The organism is Neobacillus niacini (genome assembly GCF_030817595.1).
Taxonomy (GTDB): Bacteria; Bacillota; Bacilli; order Bacillales; family Cytobacillaceae; genus Neobacillus; species Neobacillus niacini_G.
Map to the genome: position 1 here is coordinate 2682105 of NZ_JAUSZN010000001.1, position 16423 is coordinate 2698527.

The 16423-nt window shown below is 38.9% G+C and carries 18 protein-coding genes; all 18 read right to left on the reverse strand.

Going from position 1 to position 16423, the window contains the following annotated elements; genetic code table 11:
• Nucleotides 1-5: 5 nt before the first annotated feature.
• Nucleotides 6-893, reverse strand: a complete 888-nt coding sequence (gene dprA / locus QFZ31_RS12700) for a DNA-processing protein DprA (RefSeq protein ID WP_307303299.1) — start codon at nucleotides 891-893, stop codon at nucleotides 6-8.
• A gap of 71 nt (nucleotides 894-964) precedes the next feature.
• The gene (gene sucD, locus QFZ31_RS12705; protein WP_306072747.1) at nucleotides 965-1867 is read right to left on the reverse strand and encodes a succinate--CoA ligase subunit alpha; all 903 of its coding nucleotides are present in this window, start codon (nucleotides 1865-1867) and stop codon (nucleotides 965-967) included.
• A 23-nt stretch (nucleotides 1868-1890) separates the two neighbouring features.
• Entirely contained in the window at nucleotides 1891-3051 is a 1161-nt protein-coding gene (sucC, locus tag QFZ31_RS12710; protein WP_179597193.1) for an ADP-forming succinate--CoA ligase subunit beta, read from the reverse strand.
• Nucleotides 3052-3271: 220 nt separating this feature from the next.
• Nucleotides 3272-4048, reverse strand: a complete 777-nt coding sequence (locus QFZ31_RS12715) for a ribonuclease HII (RefSeq protein ID WP_307303301.1) — start codon at nucleotides 4046-4048, stop codon at nucleotides 3272-3274.
• Nucleotides 4049-4144: 96 nt separating this feature from the next.
• A complete protein-coding gene (gene ylqF, locus QFZ31_RS12720) occupies nucleotides 4145-5020 on the reverse strand; it encodes a ribosome biogenesis GTPase YlqF (RefSeq protein WP_179597197.1) in 876 nt (291 codons plus the stop codon).
• Between the two features lie 17 nt (nucleotides 5021-5037).
• Nucleotides 5038-5589: a signal peptidase I gene (gene lepB / locus QFZ31_RS12725; RefSeq protein WP_307303303.1), complete on the reverse strand. Its 552-nt coding sequence runs from the start codon at nucleotides 5587-5589 to the stop codon at nucleotides 5038-5040.
• 173 nt (nucleotides 5590-5762) lie between these two features.
• Entirely contained in the window at nucleotides 5763-6107 is a 345-nt protein-coding gene (gene rplS, locus QFZ31_RS12730) for a 50S ribosomal protein L19 (protein WP_034675704.1), read from the reverse strand.
• A gap of 147 nt (nucleotides 6108-6254) precedes the next feature.
• Nucleotides 6255-6998 (reverse strand): tRNA (guanosine(37)-N1)-methyltransferase TrmD, encoded by a 744-nt coding sequence (trmD, locus tag QFZ31_RS12735; protein WP_307303304.1) that lies wholly within the window; start codon nucleotides 6996-6998, stop codon nucleotides 6255-6257.
• Nucleotides 6995-7513: a ribosome maturation factor RimM gene (gene rimM / locus QFZ31_RS12740; RefSeq protein WP_307303306.1), complete on the reverse strand. Its 519-nt coding sequence runs from the start codon at nucleotides 7511-7513 to the stop codon at nucleotides 6995-6997. Before rimM ends, trmD begins: the two co-directional genes overlap by 4 nt.
• A 14-nt stretch (nucleotides 7514-7527) precedes the next feature.
• A complete protein-coding gene (locus tag QFZ31_RS12745) occupies nucleotides 7528-7914 on the reverse strand; it encodes a YlqD family protein (RefSeq protein WP_179597203.1) in 387 nt (128 codons plus the stop codon).
• A gap of 122 nt (nucleotides 7915-8036) precedes the next feature.
• On the reverse strand, nucleotides 8037-8267 hold the full coding sequence (locus QFZ31_RS12750; RefSeq protein WP_034675712.1) for a KH domain-containing protein: 231 nt from the start codon (nucleotides 8265-8267) through the stop codon (nucleotides 8037-8039).
• A gap of 5 nt (nucleotides 8268-8272) precedes the next feature.
• On the reverse strand, nucleotides 8273-8545 hold the full coding sequence (rpsP, locus tag QFZ31_RS12755; protein WP_034675715.1) for a 30S ribosomal protein S16: 273 nt from the start codon (nucleotides 8543-8545) through the stop codon (nucleotides 8273-8275).
• 108 nt (nucleotides 8546-8653) lie between these two features.
• Nucleotides 8654-10006, reverse strand: a complete 1353-nt coding sequence (gene ffh, locus QFZ31_RS12760; protein ID WP_179597205.1) for a signal recognition particle protein — start codon at nucleotides 10004-10006, stop codon at nucleotides 8654-8656.
• A 12-nt stretch (nucleotides 10007-10018) separates the two neighbouring features.
• Nucleotides 10019-10351 (reverse strand): putative DNA-binding protein, encoded by a 333-nt coding sequence (locus QFZ31_RS12765; protein ID WP_179597207.1) that lies wholly within the window; start codon nucleotides 10349-10351, stop codon nucleotides 10019-10021.
• 86 nt (nucleotides 10352-10437) lie between these two features.
• Nucleotides 10438-11427: a signal recognition particle-docking protein FtsY gene (gene ftsY, locus QFZ31_RS12770; protein WP_307303314.1), complete on the reverse strand. Its 990-nt coding sequence runs from the start codon at nucleotides 11425-11427 to the stop codon at nucleotides 10438-10440.
• Between the two features lie 19 nt (nucleotides 11428-11446).
• Nucleotides 11447-15013: a chromosome segregation protein SMC gene (smc, locus tag QFZ31_RS12775; protein WP_307303316.1), complete on the reverse strand. Its 3567-nt coding sequence runs from the start codon at nucleotides 15011-15013 to the stop codon at nucleotides 11447-11449.
• Nucleotides 15014-15073: 60 nt separating this feature from the next.
• A complete protein-coding gene (gene rnc, locus QFZ31_RS12780; RefSeq protein ID WP_307303318.1) occupies nucleotides 15074-15814 on the reverse strand; it encodes a ribonuclease III in 741 nt (246 codons plus the stop codon).
• 165 nt (nucleotides 15815-15979) lie between these two features.
• On the reverse strand, nucleotides 15980-16213 hold the full coding sequence (gene acpP, locus QFZ31_RS12785; protein ID WP_179597216.1) for an acyl carrier protein: 234 nt from the start codon (nucleotides 16211-16213) through the stop codon (nucleotides 15980-15982).
• Nucleotides 16214-16423 lie beyond the last annotated feature (210 nt).

Sequence of the window (16423 nt, forward strand, 5' to 3'; positions counted from 1 at the left end):
TAAAGTTATAACCGAAGTTCTTCTAAAATATCCTCGCTGCTCATTACTAGTTTTGCGCCTTGCTGGATAAGGTCATTTGTACCTAGTGAGTTTTGATTAAATATACTTCCTGGCAGTGAAAAAACCTCACGACCTTCATTTACTGCATAGTTAGCTGTAATGAGGGATCCACTTTTTCGTTTTGCTTCTATTATAAATGTACCATTTGATAATCCGCTGATGATTCGATTACGTGCTGGGAAATGCCATCGCAATGGTTTCGTATCTGGGGGATACTCAGAAATGACCAACTGAGATTTCATCATTTCCTTTGCTAATTCAGCATTCTCCTTTGGATAGATATGATACACTCCTCCTGCTATAACTGCAATTGTTTTACCTCCATTTTTCATTGCATACTCATGTGCAAGTGTATCAACACCACTTGCTAAACCACTCACAATAACTACTCCCTTTTCCACCAACGAAGGGAACATTAAACGGATAGCACTCTTACCATATTGAGTTGCTTTCCTAGAACCTACGACAGCCAGCTTCGGCTGAATCTCAAGCAAAGATAAATCGCCTTTTACAAATAATACCCATGGCGGCTGATATATTTCTTTTAGCAAACTGGGATAATTTTGATCAAAAATCGTAATAACCTTAATACCGTTCTTTTCATATTTCGCGATTTGTTGGGTAATGTTTTCAAGTTGGATGGATGTTAAGGAAGGTGTGCTTTTTGAGATGGTGTTTGTGGAAGAAGGAAATAAACTATATTGGCAGAATTGTGATTCATCATGTATAGCCGATTGAAGAGACGGGTCTTTTTTCATAAATTGCAAAACTTTACTCCATGACATTCCCGAATAGTGAAGCAACGCTATAAGTCTTTCTCTAAAATCATCCATTATAAACCTCCATTAGTAAAAGAATAAATAAGAAATAGTCCCTCCGTAAAAAGGGACTATTTCTCCTATTCTTAGTGTGTTTTACACTTATCGTATATGCCTTGTTCTTTTAATACTTCAATTAAAGTTTCACCCATTACGGATGGTGTATCGGCCACTTTAATTCCGCATTCATTCATAACACGAATTTTTTCGTCAGCTGTTCCCTTACCACCTGAAATAATCGCACCAGCGTGGCCCATGCGCTTTCCAGGAGGAGCTGTACGACCGCCGATAAAGCCAACAACAGGTTTAGTCATATTTGCTTTAACCCATTCCGCTGCTTCTTCCTCAGCAGTACCACCAATTTCACCAATCATGATAACTGCATATGTTTCTGGATCTTCATTAAATGCTTTTAAAACATCGATGAAGTTTGTACCGTTTACAGGGTCTCCGCCAATACCCACAGCTGTCGTTTGACCAATTCCGGCTTGTGTTAACTGGTGAACTGCTTCATATGTTAGTGTTCCAGAACGAGAAACAACCCCAACATGACCTTTTGTATGAATGTAACCTGGCATGATCCCAATTTTACATTCATCAGCAGTAATAACACCAGGGCAGTTCGGACCAACTAAGCGAGTCTTCTTGCCTTCCATATAACGTTTTACCTTTACCATATCCAATACTGGGATATGCTCCGTAATACAGATAGCTAATTCTAATTCTGCATCAACAGCTTCAATAATGGCATCCGCTGCAAATGGTGCCGGAACGTAGATAACAGAAGCAGTTGCGCCTGTAGCTTCAACAGCTTCTTTCACTGTATTAAATACAGGTACACCTTCTACTTCCATGCCGCCTTTACCAGGAGTGGTTCCACCAACGATTTGTGTTCCGTATTCTAACATTTGTTTTGTATGAAAGAGAGCAGTTGAACCTGTAATCCCTTGAACAATAACCTTCGTATCTTTATTAATAAAAACGCTCACGTTAATTCCCCTTTCTTTCGATCCTATTTCACAAGTGAAACGATTTTTTGTGCACCGTCAGCCATTGATTCTGCAGGAGTGATCGCTAAACCAGACTCAGCAAGAATTTTCTTACCTAAATCAACGTTTGTTCCCTCAAGTCTAACAACAAGAGGTACACTTAGTTGAACCTGCTTAGCAGCCTCGACTACACCCTCAGCAATGACATCACATTTCATGATTCCACCAAAGATATTAACAAAAATACCTTTTACGTTTGGATCAGAAAGGATAATTTTGAATGCTTCTGTAACCTTTTCAGCTGTAGCACCGCCCCCAACATCAAGGAAGTTCGCTGGGTCTCCGCCATAATGCTTAACAATATCCATTGTTGCCATAGCAAGTCCGGCACCATTAACCATACAGCCGATATTTCCATCTAAAGATATATAGCTTAAATCATATTTAGAAGCTTCGATTTCCTTTGGATCTTCTTCTTCAAGATCACGGTAAGCAAGCACATCTTTTTGACGATATAAAGCATTTGAATCAAAGTTTAACTTTGCGTCAAGCGCCATTACCTTTCCATCACCCGTTACAACCAATGGGTTGATTTCAGCAATCGAGCAATCCTTTTCGATGTAAGCATTGTATAAGCCCATCATGAATTTAACAGCTTGATTAACAAGCTCTTTTGGTATGTTGATATTGAATGCGATTCGGCGCGCCTGATAAGGCATTAAGCCAACAACCGGATCAATTTCTTCTTTGAAGATTTTCTCCGGAGTTTTTTCAGCTACTTCTTCAATTTCTGTTCCGCCTTCTTCAGAAGCCATTAGAACAACTCTTGAAGTTGCACGATCTAATACTAGACCAACGTAGTATTCTTTTTTGATATCGCAGCCTTCTTCAATTAATAGACGCTTAACTTCTTTACCTTCAGGACCAGTTTGGTGTGTAACCAATGTTTTCCCTAGGATTTCACTAGCGTATGTACGCACTTCATCAAGGTTTTTAGCGACTTTAACTCCGCCGGCTTTACCCCGGCCGCCAGCGTGGATTTGTGCCTTTACTACACAAACTTGTGAGCCTAATTCCTTTGCAGCTTCTACAGCTTCTTCAACCGTGAATGCCACTTTGCCATTAGGAACACTTACCCCGTATTTTCTGAGGATTTCTTTCCCCTGATACTCATGGATATTCATTTCCCATCCTCCTATCAAACTCTTCAAAAAATTGACTCCGTTTTCATTTTATAGAATGAGTGAAACCTTGTCCACCGTTATGCACAAAAAAATTATATTCCTCATAATATTATGAATTGTTAAACCCCACAATTAAAGCGCTTTCATAAAAATTCAATTCAAAAAATGACAACTTAATATTTTCTAACAATAACAAAACAAGCTAGTTGTGCTTGTTTTGTTATTGTTCCAACACCCATTCTTTTACTGGCGCAAAGCTCTTTCGATGATAAGGTGTAATGCCATGCCTTTGAATAGCCAGTATATGTTCCCTAGTACCATACCCCATATTTTGTTGAAACCCATATTCAGGAAATTTTGTTGATAATTCAACCATTAGGCGGTCTCTTGCAACTTTTGCTACGATGGAAGCAGCAGCGATAGACACACTCTTTGCATCTCCTTTAATGATAGGTTCAACTACAAACGGTGTTTCAAGCTTCATCGCATCTATCAGCAAAACTTCAGGATTGGGGTCTAAAGCTGCAATTGCAGCTAACATCGCCTTTTTTGTAGCCTCATAAATATTGACTCTATCAATTTCAGCAGCGCTAATCATTGCAACACTAACTGCTATCGCTTCTTTTCTAATGATTTCATCATATTCATTGCGTTTTTTTTCAGATATCTTTTTTGAGTCATCAATACCTGGCAGGAAAAAGTCTTCGGGCAAAATAACTGCTGCTGTCACTACCGGTCCTGCAAGCGGCCCCCTGCCAACTTCATCCACACCTGCTATATATTTATAGCCTTGTGACCGCCATTTGTTTTCGTAAAGGTTCATTTCATTAAACTTTTCATGAAGCTGTCTTTCTTGTTCCATTCTCTTTTGCCATCTATGTATTAATTGTTGAACCCCTTTACGTTCATCCTTCTGAATTCTTTTAAAAAAAGGGTCACTTTCAGCCGATATGTTATTAAGCTGTTGTTCTATTTCTGCTATAGTTAATACTTTCATTTTCTTCACCCGATGTAAATCATACCTTTCCTAGCGATTTATTACAATGACCAAAAATAAACAAAAACTCTCCATGAACGAGAGTTTCTTTGGTGTTTACTTATTTTCAGTTTTATCGACTATATCGCTCGGTCTTTCAAATGTCAGTGGTCCAAATTTCTCAGACCTAATTTCCCTTATCACTAGTTCGGATACTTTATCATAATCCACGATTCCGCCTGCTCCGAGACACCCTCTAAGCTCTCCAATTTGATCAAACATTTCGACCACATTTTCAGGGACAGCATCAAGCTTATAACGTTCCTTAAGTCTCTCTGGATAGTTTTCTTCCAAAAACTTAATTGAAAAAACAACAAGGTCCTGCAAATTTAGCAGAGTGTCTTTTATAGCACCCGTCACAGCAAGCTTCTTACCAACCTCTTGGTCTTCAAACTTCGGCCATAGAATACCCGGAGTGTCTAATAACTCCAGCTCTTTGCCAACTTTGATCCACTGCTGGGCTTTTGTTACCCCTGGCATATTTCCTGTCTTTGCAATATTCTTCTTGGCAAGCCGATTAATTAATGTTGACTTTCCTGCATTAGGGATCCCAACTATCATGGCACGTATGGCTCTAGGGTTTACTACCCCCTTTGCTCTGAGGCGATCAAACTTTTCCTTTAAGATTTCATGGGATGCCTTTACAATATCCTTCATACCTTCCCCAGCTTGAGAGTTAATGGCTATTGCTTTAATTCCTCTTGCTGCAAAATGGGCAATCCATTCTTTCGTTATTGCTTTATCGGCAAGATCCGCTTTATTTAAGAGGACCAGCCTCGGTTTATGCTGAATAATTTCATCAATCATCGGATTACGGGATGAATAAGGAATTCTTGCATCCACTAATTCGTAGATAATATCTACTAGCTTTAATTTTTCCGTGACCTCTCTTCGAGCTTTTGCCATATGGCCTGGAAACCATTGGATTGTCAAAGCAGTCACCTCCTATGTTATTTCAAGATGTGTGCATCTTTTAATGGCCAGTAAACGATACTTGTTTTACCGATTATTTTATCCAACGCGATGGTTCCGATATGTCTGCTATCTTTACTGAAACGACGATTATCGCCCATTACGAACAATTCACCCTCTGGGACGGTCTCAGTACCTACAGGTGTTTCTTCAAGTGTAAAAGGATCGGTTAAAGGGCCCTCCACTTTCTTCTTATATTCATCCAAATAAGGTTCCTCATATGCTTTCCCATTAACATATAGTGTATCGTCTTTATATTCAATACGATCGCCCGGAAGTCCAATTACTCTTTTTATGTAATCCTTCTGTTCCGGCGCATGGAAGACGATAATATCAAATCGTTTTGGTTCACCTATATTATAGCTTAGCTTATTTACTATCATACGGTCTTGATGTTGCAGAGTTGGCATCATGGATAGCCCGTCTACTACAATGGGTGCAAAAAGAAAGTAACGAATGACAGCTGCCAGTGCAACAGCAATTAAAAGTGCCTTCGTCCATTCCCAAAGTTCATTCTTCTTTTTTATCATGTCTGTTCCCCGCCAATCACAAAAAAATGTTTGCTATCCTCTTATTTTACATAAAAATTGTTTAATAAACACGTGGGGCTACACTTTTTAATCAAACTTTAATATAATTTCTCAATGGGGATATAATACTGTATGTACGAAAAAAGAGCTTGCAGAGCAAGCTCTTTCTTTTATTATCTAATTTCTTTAATACGAGCTTTTTTACCACGTAGCTTACGTAAGTAGTATAGCTTAGCACGGCGAACTTTACCGCGGCGCAATACTTCAAGCTTCGCAATTTTAGGTGTGTGTACAGGGAAAGTACGCTCAACGCCTACTCCGTAAGAAACCTTACGAACTGTGAAAGTTTCGCTAATTCCACCACCACGACGCTTAATCACTACACCTTCGAATAACTGAATACGCTCGCGAGTACCCTCGACAACTTTAACGTGTACACGTACAGTGTCACCAGGACGGAACGCAGGCAGATCAGAACGAAGTTGTTCTTTTGTGATTTCTTCAATTAATTTTTGCATCGTTTTCAACTCCTTCCAACAGACGCTCATGCATATCTACTATCCTTTTACATTGCAGCGGAACATCGTTATAAGACCATACTGAATTTGTTACTCAGCTCAAGTCACAAGAAGTATCATAACACAAAAGACAACTCCATGCAATAACTACTCATATTCTTTTTTTATTTCATTCAGCCAATTTTCCTGGTCATTGGTTAATTCTATTTTTTCTAATAAGTCAGGTCTTCTTAGGTATGTTCGTCGTAAAGCTTCTTTGTTTCGCCACTCCTCGATTAATTTATGATGACCTTGCAGCAGGACCTCTGGAACCATCATGCCACGAAAATCAGAAGGACGTGTGTAATGAGGGTGTTCAAGTAGTCCTGTACTAAATGAATCCTTCATATGTGATTCTTGATTTCCTAAGACTTCAGGCAAAAGACGGACAACACTATCAATCACTACCATTGCTCCAAGCTCGCCGCCAGTTAAGACATAATCTCCTATTGAGATTTCGTCTGTTACCACATGTTCACGTATTCTTTCATCATAGCCCTCATAATGACCACAAACGAATATCAAATGCTCTTCCTTTGCTAATTCCTCTGCTTTTTTTTGGTCATATCTTTTTCCTTGCGGACAAAGCAGGATCACTCTTGTCCGCTTGCTTTCAGCTTGTTCCTTTAGTGCCGCAACAGCGTCGAATATTGGCTGCGGCTTTAATACCATTCCTGCTCCACCGCCATAGGGATAATCGTCAACAGTCTGATGTTTATTATCCGCGTAGTCTCGGAAATTGACAACATTGTATTGAACTGCTGATTTTTCAGCTGCTTTATGTAAAATGGAATGTCCCAATACACCTGAAAACATCTCAGGAAATAATGTAAGTACATCTATTTTCATCATGAAAGCAGCCCTTCCATCGGCTCAATTAAGATTACCTTTTTCTTTACATCCACTTTTTTTACAACATCTTCAATATAAGGAATCAATATTTCCTTGCCGCCAGGCGATTTAATTACCCAGACATCATTTGCACCTGGGGATAGAATCTCGGTAACCTTACCAATTTCCTCACCACTAGTTGTAGCTACGAGGCAGCCAATAATCTCATGGTAATAATATTCATCTTTCTCAAGATTCCCTAGCTGTGATTCTGGAACTTTAAGGATTCCATCTCTAAACTTTTCAACCTCATTGATATTTTCTAACCCTTCAAAGGTTAAAAGATTAAAGTTTTTGTGAGTACGATGGGTTTTTACCGTTAATTCAATCGGCTTAGTAGATCCTGGCATAAATAAATACAATGTATTGCCTACTTTGTAGCGCTGCTCAGGAAAATCAGTTTTAGAAATAACCCTGACCTCACCTCTAATTCCGTGTGTATTGACGATTTTGCCAACATTAAACCATTTTTCCATATAACTTGTCACCTCTATCTTATTTCCTCAATCATACCGTTTTTAATGATGATTGTACGCTGCCCTGTTACTTCTTCCCAATTGTCGCCAACATTTACTTCAACAAGGGCCTGCACTTCTTTTTCCTTTAATTCACTGCCTAATGGTAGCATATGTAGTTGTTCGATTTGAAACTCATAAAGCTTTTCTTTATCATGACGTTTTTTGAGTTCTTTTTCAAAATGAGTTTTCAGCGCGCTTGCTTGATATTTTTTTGCCTTTTCTAATTTTTTCAACTCAAATTGGAGCTGTTCATATTCTTTTTGCATCTGCAGCTTGCCCGCAAAATATTTTTCAAGCAGCTTTTGTTTGCTTTGTTCCGTTAAGATTTGCTTTACGATAACAGTTTGAATAAGTTGCATAATACTGCTTCCTCCTTCAGCTTCTGTTTTCATAGGCTAGCTTCAGCGCCTAAGCGCTTCCGCTTTTCATGATAGCAAAAAAGAGGGGAATGTTATTCCCCTCTTCATCTAGATGCAAAAAGCTATTCACCAATTTCTAGAAAAATTTTCTTTTGTTGTGAAGATCCTGCTGCATATACAACAGTCCTAATGGCCTTTGCAACACGCCCTTGTTTACCAATCACTTTTCCCATGTCTGTCTTATTGACAGTAAGGTAATAGGTGATTCGCTGATCCTCTTCGTTGACATTCACGCGAACATCTTCTGGAAAATCAACAAGGGGCTTTACGATCGTTTCAATTAATTGCTTCATAGCAATTACTTGCTTAACTTAGCATTATGGAATTTTTCCATGATGCCTTGGTTAGAGAAAAGGTTACGAACTGTATCAGATGGCTTCGCACCATCTTGTAACCATTTAAGAGCTAATTCTTCGTTGATTTGGATTGCAGCTGGTTGAGCTACTGGATTGTAAGTTCCAATTACTTCAATGTAACGTCCGTCACGAGGAGAACGAGAATCTGCTGCTACGATACGATAGAAAGGAGTCTTTTTAGCTCCCATACGCTTTAAACGAATTTTTACTGCCATTTTAAATAAGCACCTCCGAATAGTTTCACACAAGATAGTATATTATCAAGTTTTAAATCATTTGTAAAGTGTTTTTTCTTTACACCATTATTACCAATTTTTTCTGTTCTAAAACGGTTTAAATGGAAATTTAAATCCGCCTTTTTTCTTGCCTTTCTGCTGCATACCTGTCATTTGCTTCATCATCTTCTTCATGTCTTCAAACTGTTTTAATAATCGGTTTACTTCCGGAACGGTTCTGCCGCTACCTTTCGCAATCCTTCTTTTACGGTTTGAATTCAAAATTTCTGGATGAGTCTTTTCTTCCATGGTCATAGAGCGAATGATAGCTTCAACATGTGCAATTTGTTTCTCTTCGATTTGAATATTATTCAAACCTTTGATTTTGTTTGCACCTGGCATCATTTTTAATAATTCATCTAGTGGACCTAAATTACGAACCTGCCCTAGCTGCTCTAAAAAGTCATCGAGGGTAAAGGAGGCTGTCCGCATTTTCTGCTCAAGCTCTTTTGCCTTTTCCTCGTCCACATTTGCCTGGGCCTTCTCAATAAGCGTAAGTACGTCACCCATCCCAAGAATTCTAGAGGCCATCCGTTCAGGATGGAATGGTTCAATAGCGTCCATTTTTTCGCCTAGACCGACAAACTTAATCGGTGTTTGTGTTACAGCACGAATGGACAGCGCAGCTCCACCACGTGTGTCACCGTCAAGCTTTGTTAAGACAACGCCAGTCAGACCAAGCTGTTCATTAAAGCTTTGGGCCACATTAACAGCATCTTGACCAGTCATTGCATCAACAACAAGAAAGATTTCATCAGGTTTTGCAAGCTCTTTAATATCCTTCAGCTCGCCCATTAGGTTTTCATCGACATGCAAACGTCCTGCTGTATCAATTAAGACATAATCATTATGTTCTTCTTTGGCTTTCGCTATCGCTTGCTTGGCAATTTCTACAGGGCTTACTTGATCACCAAGGGAAAATACAGGCATATCTAGCTGCTTTCCAAGCGTTTCAAGCTGCTTAATCGCAGCAGGACGATAAATATCGGCTGCTACAAGCATTGGCTTACGGTTATATTTTTTACGAAGAAGGTTTGCAAGCTTTCCAGTAGTGGTCGTTTTACCAGCACCCTGTAATCCCACCATCATAATCACAGTAGGAGGTCGATTCGAGGCAGCAATCTTGCTTTGCTCACCGCCCATCAATTCTGTCAGTTCTTCATTAACAATTTTAATGATTTGCTGACCAGGGGTTAGGCTTTTTAGTACTTCTTGTCCTACTGCACGGTCGCTGACTTTTTTTACAAAGTCTTTAACAACCTTAAAATTAACGTCAGCCTCGAGTAGTGCAAGGCGGACTTCACGCATCATTTCTTTTACATCCGCTTCCGTTACCTTGCCTTTTCCACGGATTTTTTGAATTGTATTCTGCAGTCGGTCGGCTAATCCTTCAAATGCCATTCATGCCGCCTCCTAATCTAATTTCTCTAGCTCGGCAACCACTTCGAGCATTGCCTGCTTTGATGGGTGTTCTTCATTTAGCAATTCTTTTACATGCCTTAATAGTTTGCTGCGCTCTTGAAATTTCTGAAATAGTAATAGCTTTTCTTCATACTCCTCAAGCATGGCTTCTGTACGTTTAATATTATCATATACAGCCTGACGGCTTACATCGTACTCTTCAGCGATTTCTCCAAGTGAGTAATCATCTAAATAATAGAGAGACATATAGCTTTGCTGCTTTGGTGTTAACAACGAATAATAGAAATCATAAAGATAATTCATTCGCGTTGTCTTTTCAAGCATGCGTATACCTCCCCTTGTTAAGTGAAAAGCCTTTACAAATGTAGTTTACACAGTCATAGCTAGTCTGTCAAGAAAATATCTTTACATCAATTTACAGCATTATCCACTTGATCTGCAAATAAACCATAAACATATTGCTCCGCGTTAAATTCCTGAAGATCATCCATTTTTTCACCAAGACCGACGTATTTTACGGGGATTTTCAATTCATTCCGAATCGCCAAAACAATACCGCCTTTTGCCGTACCGTCTAATTTAGAAAGAACGATACCGCTCACGTTCGTTACCTCTTTAAACGTCTTAGCCTGAATAAGTGCGTTTTGACCTGTCGTTGCATCTAATACAAGCAGTACTTCATGTGGTGCACCAGGTACCTCTCGTTCGATTACCCGTTTTACCTTTTCAAGCTCTTTCATTAGATTGACTTTATTTTGTAAGCGCCCGGCAGTATCGCAAATCAAAATGTCTACTTTCCGAGATTTAGCAGCCTTAATCGCATCATACATTACAGCTGCAGGATCTGAACCTTCTGCCTGTTTAATAACGTCAACTCCGACTCTTTCTCCCCAAACTTCTAACTGCTCAATGGCACCAGCACGGAAAGTGTCACCTGCTGCTAATAAAACAGATTTTCCTTCACTTTTAAACTTATGACCAAGTTTCCCTATGGTCGTTGTTTTCCCCACACCATTAACTCCGACAAATAAAATAACTGTCAGACCATCTTCTTGAATGTTCAACTTAGATGATTGTTCCTCACCCGCATTATAAATATCGACCAACTTTTCCGAAATAACACTTTGAACTTCTTGTGGGTCCTGGATATTTCGCCGTTTAACTTCCATTTTCAATTCTTCAATTAATTTCATAACTGTATCGAAGCCTACATCTGCCTGTATTAAGATTTCTTCTAATTCCTCGAAGAAATCTTCGTCTACTTTGCGGTATCTAGCTACAAGATCATTTACCTTACCAGAGAAGTTATTTCTCGTCTTTGAGAGGCCGTCTTTAAATTTTTCTGTTACCGTCTCTGTTTGTTTCGTTATTTTCTCTTTTAATTTTTTAAAAAAGCTCATTCTTTTTCACTTCCTAGATTTAAGTTTTAACAAGCTCCTTTGTATCCTCTAGTCGGACAGAAACGAGCTTTGAGACACCTGACTCCTGCATAGTTACACCATATAATACATCTGCTTCTTCCATCGTACCTTTTCTGTGAGTGATAACAATAAACTGTGTTTCTGAACTAAATCGCTTTAAGTATTGACTAAAACGAAAAACATTTGCCTCATCTAATGCTGCTTCTACCTCATCTAGGATACAAAACGGCACAGGACGGACTTTTAATATAGAGAATAGCAACGCAATCGCTGTTAATGCTCTTTCTCCCCCTGATAATAACCCAAGGTTTTGCAGCTTCTTACCTGGCGGCTGGGCGACAATTTCTACACCTGTATTTAATAAATCCTCTGGATGAGTCAGTTTTAAATCTGCTCTTCCGCCGCCAAACAAGGCGCGGAATACTGGTTCAAATTGCTCGCGAATTCCATAAAACGTCTGCTCAAAACGTTTTTTCATTTCGGTGTCCATTTCATCAATGACCTGATAGAGGGTATCCTTGGCCTCTTGGAGGTCGTTCTTTTGCTCATTTAAAAATTCATAGCGTTCCGAAACTCGCTCATATTCTTCAATGGCTCCAATATTAACACTGCCAAGTTCTTCAATCGCCAGTTTAATCAACTTCACCTTTTTCCTAGCTTCTTCTACTGGCAATGCTAGTGGATACTGTTCTTTTGCTCCCTCAAAAGAAAGTAAATATTCTTCTCTAAGATGGGCAAGTTTTGTTTCAAGTTCTACATCTAAGCGGTTAATTTTTACTTCTTCATCCTTTAAGACCTCAACCATTCCTTTATGAAGTCTCTTTATTTCTTTCGCTTCGATTTCGGCATCTTCAAGTGCTGCTTGCATTTGAAGACGTTCCTGCCTTCTAGAAGAAATAAGTGAAATGGTTTCTTCCTTGTCCTGCTGTTTGCGTTTGGCAGCAGCCTCCAACTGTACTTCCCCGGAAGTGCTTCCCTCCATTTCAGATGTCAGCAGCATAAGATCCTCTTTATAAAGCGTAAACCGTTCTTGACTCTCGTTTAATTCTTCAACAATCATAACCAAACGTTCTTTTGAATTTACAAATTGCTCATTTTTTGCCGCAAACTCCACTTTTAAGTCGGTTATTTCCTTTGTCAGTGTTTCTCTTGATGAGATGTCATTCGTTTTTTGTTCTGTAAGTTTAGCAATTTGAGCATCAAGCGAAGCTATTTTTTCTTTAAAGATGGTAATTGCTTCATTAAGTTCAGCTTTACGGTTTGTTATGGTTTTTTGTTCCTCTATCAATTGACCTTTTTCAAGATCATAGATTCTCAACCGGTCATTAATATTCTTCGTTTCGAATTCAGCTTCACGGAGATCACCTTTAAAGGCTTGCTCCTGTTGTCTTAATTCTTCCCCAAACTTTCGCATTGCTTCTAGCTCAAATTGATGTGTTTTAACATCCTCTTTTAATGCCTTTACATGACTTTCTAAACTCGAAGTTTTTTCACTCATGATGTTAAGCTTTTCTTTCAACTCTTCAAGCTCGCCTTTTCTAGTCAATAAAGAACTTGTCTTTTGCTTTTGGGCACCGCCGGTCATCGATCCGCCTGGATTCACGATATCTCCATCTAACGTAACCATTCGACAACGATACTGGAGGATTTTAGCCAGTTCGTTCGCACCCTTTAAATCTTTCGTGATGACAACATTTCCTAGGAGGTTACTTATCACCTCAGAGTATTTGGGATCAAAGCTTACTAGATTGACTGCACTCCCAATCAATGAAGGATGGTTTTGAATAGATGTAAGTTGTGAGGAAGACAACATTCTGCCTTTAATAACACTTAAAGGTAAAAAGGTAGCTCGTCCGAATGAATTTTGTTTCAAGAATTGGATGGCCATACGAGCATTTTGTTCTGTATCAACGACTATGTGCTGCAAGGCTCCGCCTAATGCTGTTTCAAGTGCTGTTTCGTACTCCTTTGGCACCGTTACAAGCTCGGCGACAGCTCCTTCAATGCCATGAAGCTTTTTTCCCCGTGCTTTCAATACTTCTTTTACGCCCTGGAAAAATCCAGAATAGTCTTCTTCCATTTCCTCGAGCATTTCTTTTCTTGATTTCGCCTGTTGAAGGATTTGATAAGCCTGATATAACGTCTTTTCTTGCTTTTGATAGTTATTTTGCACATTTTCAAGCTTACGCTGCTTTTCTCTGAAACTTGTTACTTGATTGGAAAGACCTTTTTGTACCTCTTCTAAGGCTGTTTGAACCTGTAACATTTTATTTTGTGCTTTTTGTCTTTCCTCCAGGAACTTAACATTTTCAGAGTCCAGGCGTAAGCTCTTTGTTTCCTGTTGTTCTAGCTGCTGAACGATATACTTAAGCTCATTTTTTGCACCAGCCTGATCATTTAGAAGTTCAATATATTCACTTTTTAAAGTTTCAATTTTTTCTTCAATATTTTCAGTAAATAACGCCATTTTCCCCTGTTTTTCTTTTAACTGAGTTTGAAGGTAATTTACCTGTTCAGTCAGTTTATCAACTAGGTCAGCTTGAATTTCTTTGTTACGTTTTAATTGTGAGATTTTATCTGTTAGTTCAGCAATACTTTTTTCAAGCTGTGCTCGATTTTGAGAGGCATTTTTCTTGCGTTCTTTTAGTACATCTTTTCTTCCTTCTAACTTTTCTAGTTCTTCACTTGCATGAAGGAGAACATTTTGCAAATCCGTAATCGACTCATCAAGTGCAGCGATGTGGTCCCTTGTTTCTTCTATTTTTGCTTCCTTTATCTGCAGCTGGGCCGAGAGCTTAATTTCTTCCTGCTGATGTTCTTCAAGCTGCGTTGAAAGATGAGTCCACTTTTGGTGTAACTCTTCGATGTCGTAAACCGTTAAGGCTACTTCGATTTTTTCAAGTTCTTCCTTTTTCTCTAAGTAATCTTTTGCAATGGAAGCCTGAATCTTTAACGGTTCAACTTGTCCTTCGAGTTCATGAAGAATGTCATTCACTCGATTTAAATTTTCCTGTGTTTCTATTAATTTAGCTTCTGCTTTTTTCTTGCGATTTTTATATTTTAAAACACCTGCTGCTTCTTCAAAGATGGTTCTTCGGTCCTCTGCCTTACTATTGAGAATTTCTTCCACTTTCCCTTGGCTGATAATCGAGAAAGCTTCTCTGCCAAGACCCGAGTCCATAAACAAATCAACGATATCTTTAAGTCTGCAGGGCTGTTTATTAATTAAATATTCACTATCTCCTGCACGGGTGACCCTTCTTGTTACACTCACTTCATTGTAATCAATGGCTAATCCTTCGTCCTGATTATCCAGCGTTAAGGTCACTTCCGCATAATTTAACGGCTTTCTTGAATCGCTTCCCGCAAAAATGATATCTTCCATTTTAGAGCCTCTAAGTGATTTAGCAGACTGCTCGCCTAAAACCCAACGGATTGCATCTGTTATATTACTTTTCCCACTTCCGTTCGGACCAACTACAGCAGTGACTCCTTGAACAAAATCCACCCCAATACGATCTGCAAAAGATTTAAAGCCAATGATGTCCAACCGTTTTAAAAACATATCCTTTTCCTCCCTAGAGCTTGGCCGGAATCTTTCCTTAGCATACTATGGTTGTTTTAACTATGATGTTTTAGCCTTTAGGACCTCGAGCGCCATTTGGGCGGCATGCTGTTCAGCTTCTTTTTTCGATTTACCAGTACCGATACCTAATTCTTCACCGTTTAATGAGACTCTTGAAACAAATTCTTTGCTATGGGCAGGACCTTTTTCAATTAATACCTTATATTCGATTAACCCAGTCCCATCTCTTTGAATTAGTTCTTGAAGCTGGCTCTTAAAATCCATCACATGAGAAAAAGCACCCTCATTAATTTTAGGGAAAACCACTTTATCTAGAAATTCGTTTACTACCTCTAGTCCTTTATCCAAGTATAGCGCACCAATGAAAGCTTCAAATACATCCGCTAAAAGCGCTGGACGCTCCCTGCCCCCTGTCATTTCTTCACCCTTACCTAATAAAATCAACTTGCCAAAGCTAAGTTCGTTTGCCAAGGTTACAAGGGAGGGCTCACACACGATAGCAGCACGGAGCTTTGTCAGTTCTCCTTCACTCATCATTGGATATTTTAGGAACAGGAATTTTGAAACAGTTAGTTCTAGTACAGCATCCCCTAAAAATTCAAGCCTTTCATTATCTTCATAAGGCTTTCTGCGATGCTCATTCACATAGGATGAATGAGTAAAAGCTTGTTTTAATAGTTTTTCATTTTCAAAATGAATACCGATCTTATCCTGAAAATCCTTAAATTGATTTTCTTTTGCGCGATTGTTCATTTCTTTTTCCTTACCTTTTCTGCGCATTAAAGTCTCCACCTTGCATATTTTTTACACATTCCTATCAATAGTTTAAGTAATATTTAATCAAAACGCAAAGAAACCTGGCAGTATTTTTTTAAGACTGCCAAGTCTAATAATATAGAAGAAAGCCCCGTTTGAAAACGGAGCTTTTGAAGAAAATCCAACGAATTATTGCTTGCTATTTATGTAATTCACAGCATCACCAACTGTGCCGATTTTTTCAGCATCATCGTCAGAAATTTCCATATCAAATTCATCTTCTAATTCCATAACTAGTTCAACTACGTCAAGGGAATCAGCACCAAGATCATCTTTGAATGAAGCTTCAAGTTTAACTTGTGACTCATCTACGCCTAAACGGTCAACGATGATTTTTGTTACTCGCTCTAATACCTCTGCCATTGTAGTTCACCTCCCCTCAAGCTATTATAAAGTATATCAATAAAATAATACACTTATAAAAACAAAAAATATATTTTAAACTTTGATTAATGTCCAGCTCCAGCGCCTAGGGGCTCGGGGTCATAAGCCAATCCGTCAAGAAGGTTAAAAAGCAACCTTCATGCCGGCTCGTCTTATGCCTGTCGCCCCTGTTCAAGGCGCTTCCGCTTT

Coding starts and splice junctions, on each gene's coding strand:
- dprA (WP_307303299.1), bottom strand. CDS start 893: ATGGATGATTTTAGAGAAAGACTTATAGCGTTGCTTCACTATTCGGGA.
- sucC (WP_179597193.1), bottom strand. CDS start 3,051: ATGAATATCCATGAGTATCAGGGGAAAGAAATCCTCAGAAAATACGGG.
- QFZ31_RS12715 (WP_307303301.1), bottom strand. CDS start 4,048: ATGAAAGTATTAACTATAGCAGAAATAGAACAACAGCTTAATAACATA.
- lepB (WP_307303303.1), bottom strand. CDS start 5,589: ATGATAAAAAAGAAGAATGAACTTTGGGAATGGACGAAGGCACTTTTA.
- rplS (WP_034675704.1), bottom strand. CDS start 6,107: ATGCAAAAATTAATTGAAGAAATCACAAAAGAACAACTTCGTTCTGAT.
- trmD (WP_307303304.1), bottom strand. CDS start 6,998: ATGATGAAAATAGATGTACTTACATTATTTCCTGAGATGTTTTCAGGT.
- rimM (WP_307303306.1), bottom strand. CDS start 7,513: ATGGAAAAATGGTTTAATGTTGGCAAAATCGTCAATACACACGGAATT.
- QFZ31_RS12745 (WP_179597203.1), bottom strand. CDS start 7,914: ATGCAACTTATTCAAACTGTTATCGTAAAGCAAATCTTAACGGAACAA.
- QFZ31_RS12750 (WP_034675712.1), bottom strand. CDS start 8,267: ATGAAGCAATTAATTGAAACGATCGTAAAGCCCCTTGTTGATTTTCCA.
- rpsP (WP_034675715.1), bottom strand. CDS start 8,545: ATGGCAGTAAAAATTCGTTTAAAGCGTATGGGAGCTAAAAAGACTCCT.
- ffh (WP_179597205.1), bottom strand. CDS start 10,006: ATGGCATTTGAAGGATTAGCCGACCGACTGCAGAATACAATTCAAAAA.
- QFZ31_RS12765 (WP_179597207.1), bottom strand. CDS start 10,351: ATGCTTGAAAAGACAACGCGAATGAATTATCTTTATGATTTCTATTAT.
- ftsY (WP_307303314.1), bottom strand. CDS start 11,427: ATGAGCTTTTTTAAAAAATTAAAAGAGAAAATAACGAAACAAACAGAG.
- smc (WP_307303316.1), bottom strand. CDS start 15,013: ATGTTTTTAAAACGGTTGGACATCATTGGCTTTAAATCTTTTGCAGAT.
- rnc (WP_307303318.1), bottom strand. CDS start 15,814: ATGCGCAGAAAAGGTAAGGAAAAAGAAATGAACAATCGCGCAAAAGAA.
- acpP (WP_179597216.1), bottom strand. CDS start 16,213: ATGGCAGAGGTATTAGAGCGAGTAACAAAAATCATCGTTGACCGTTTA.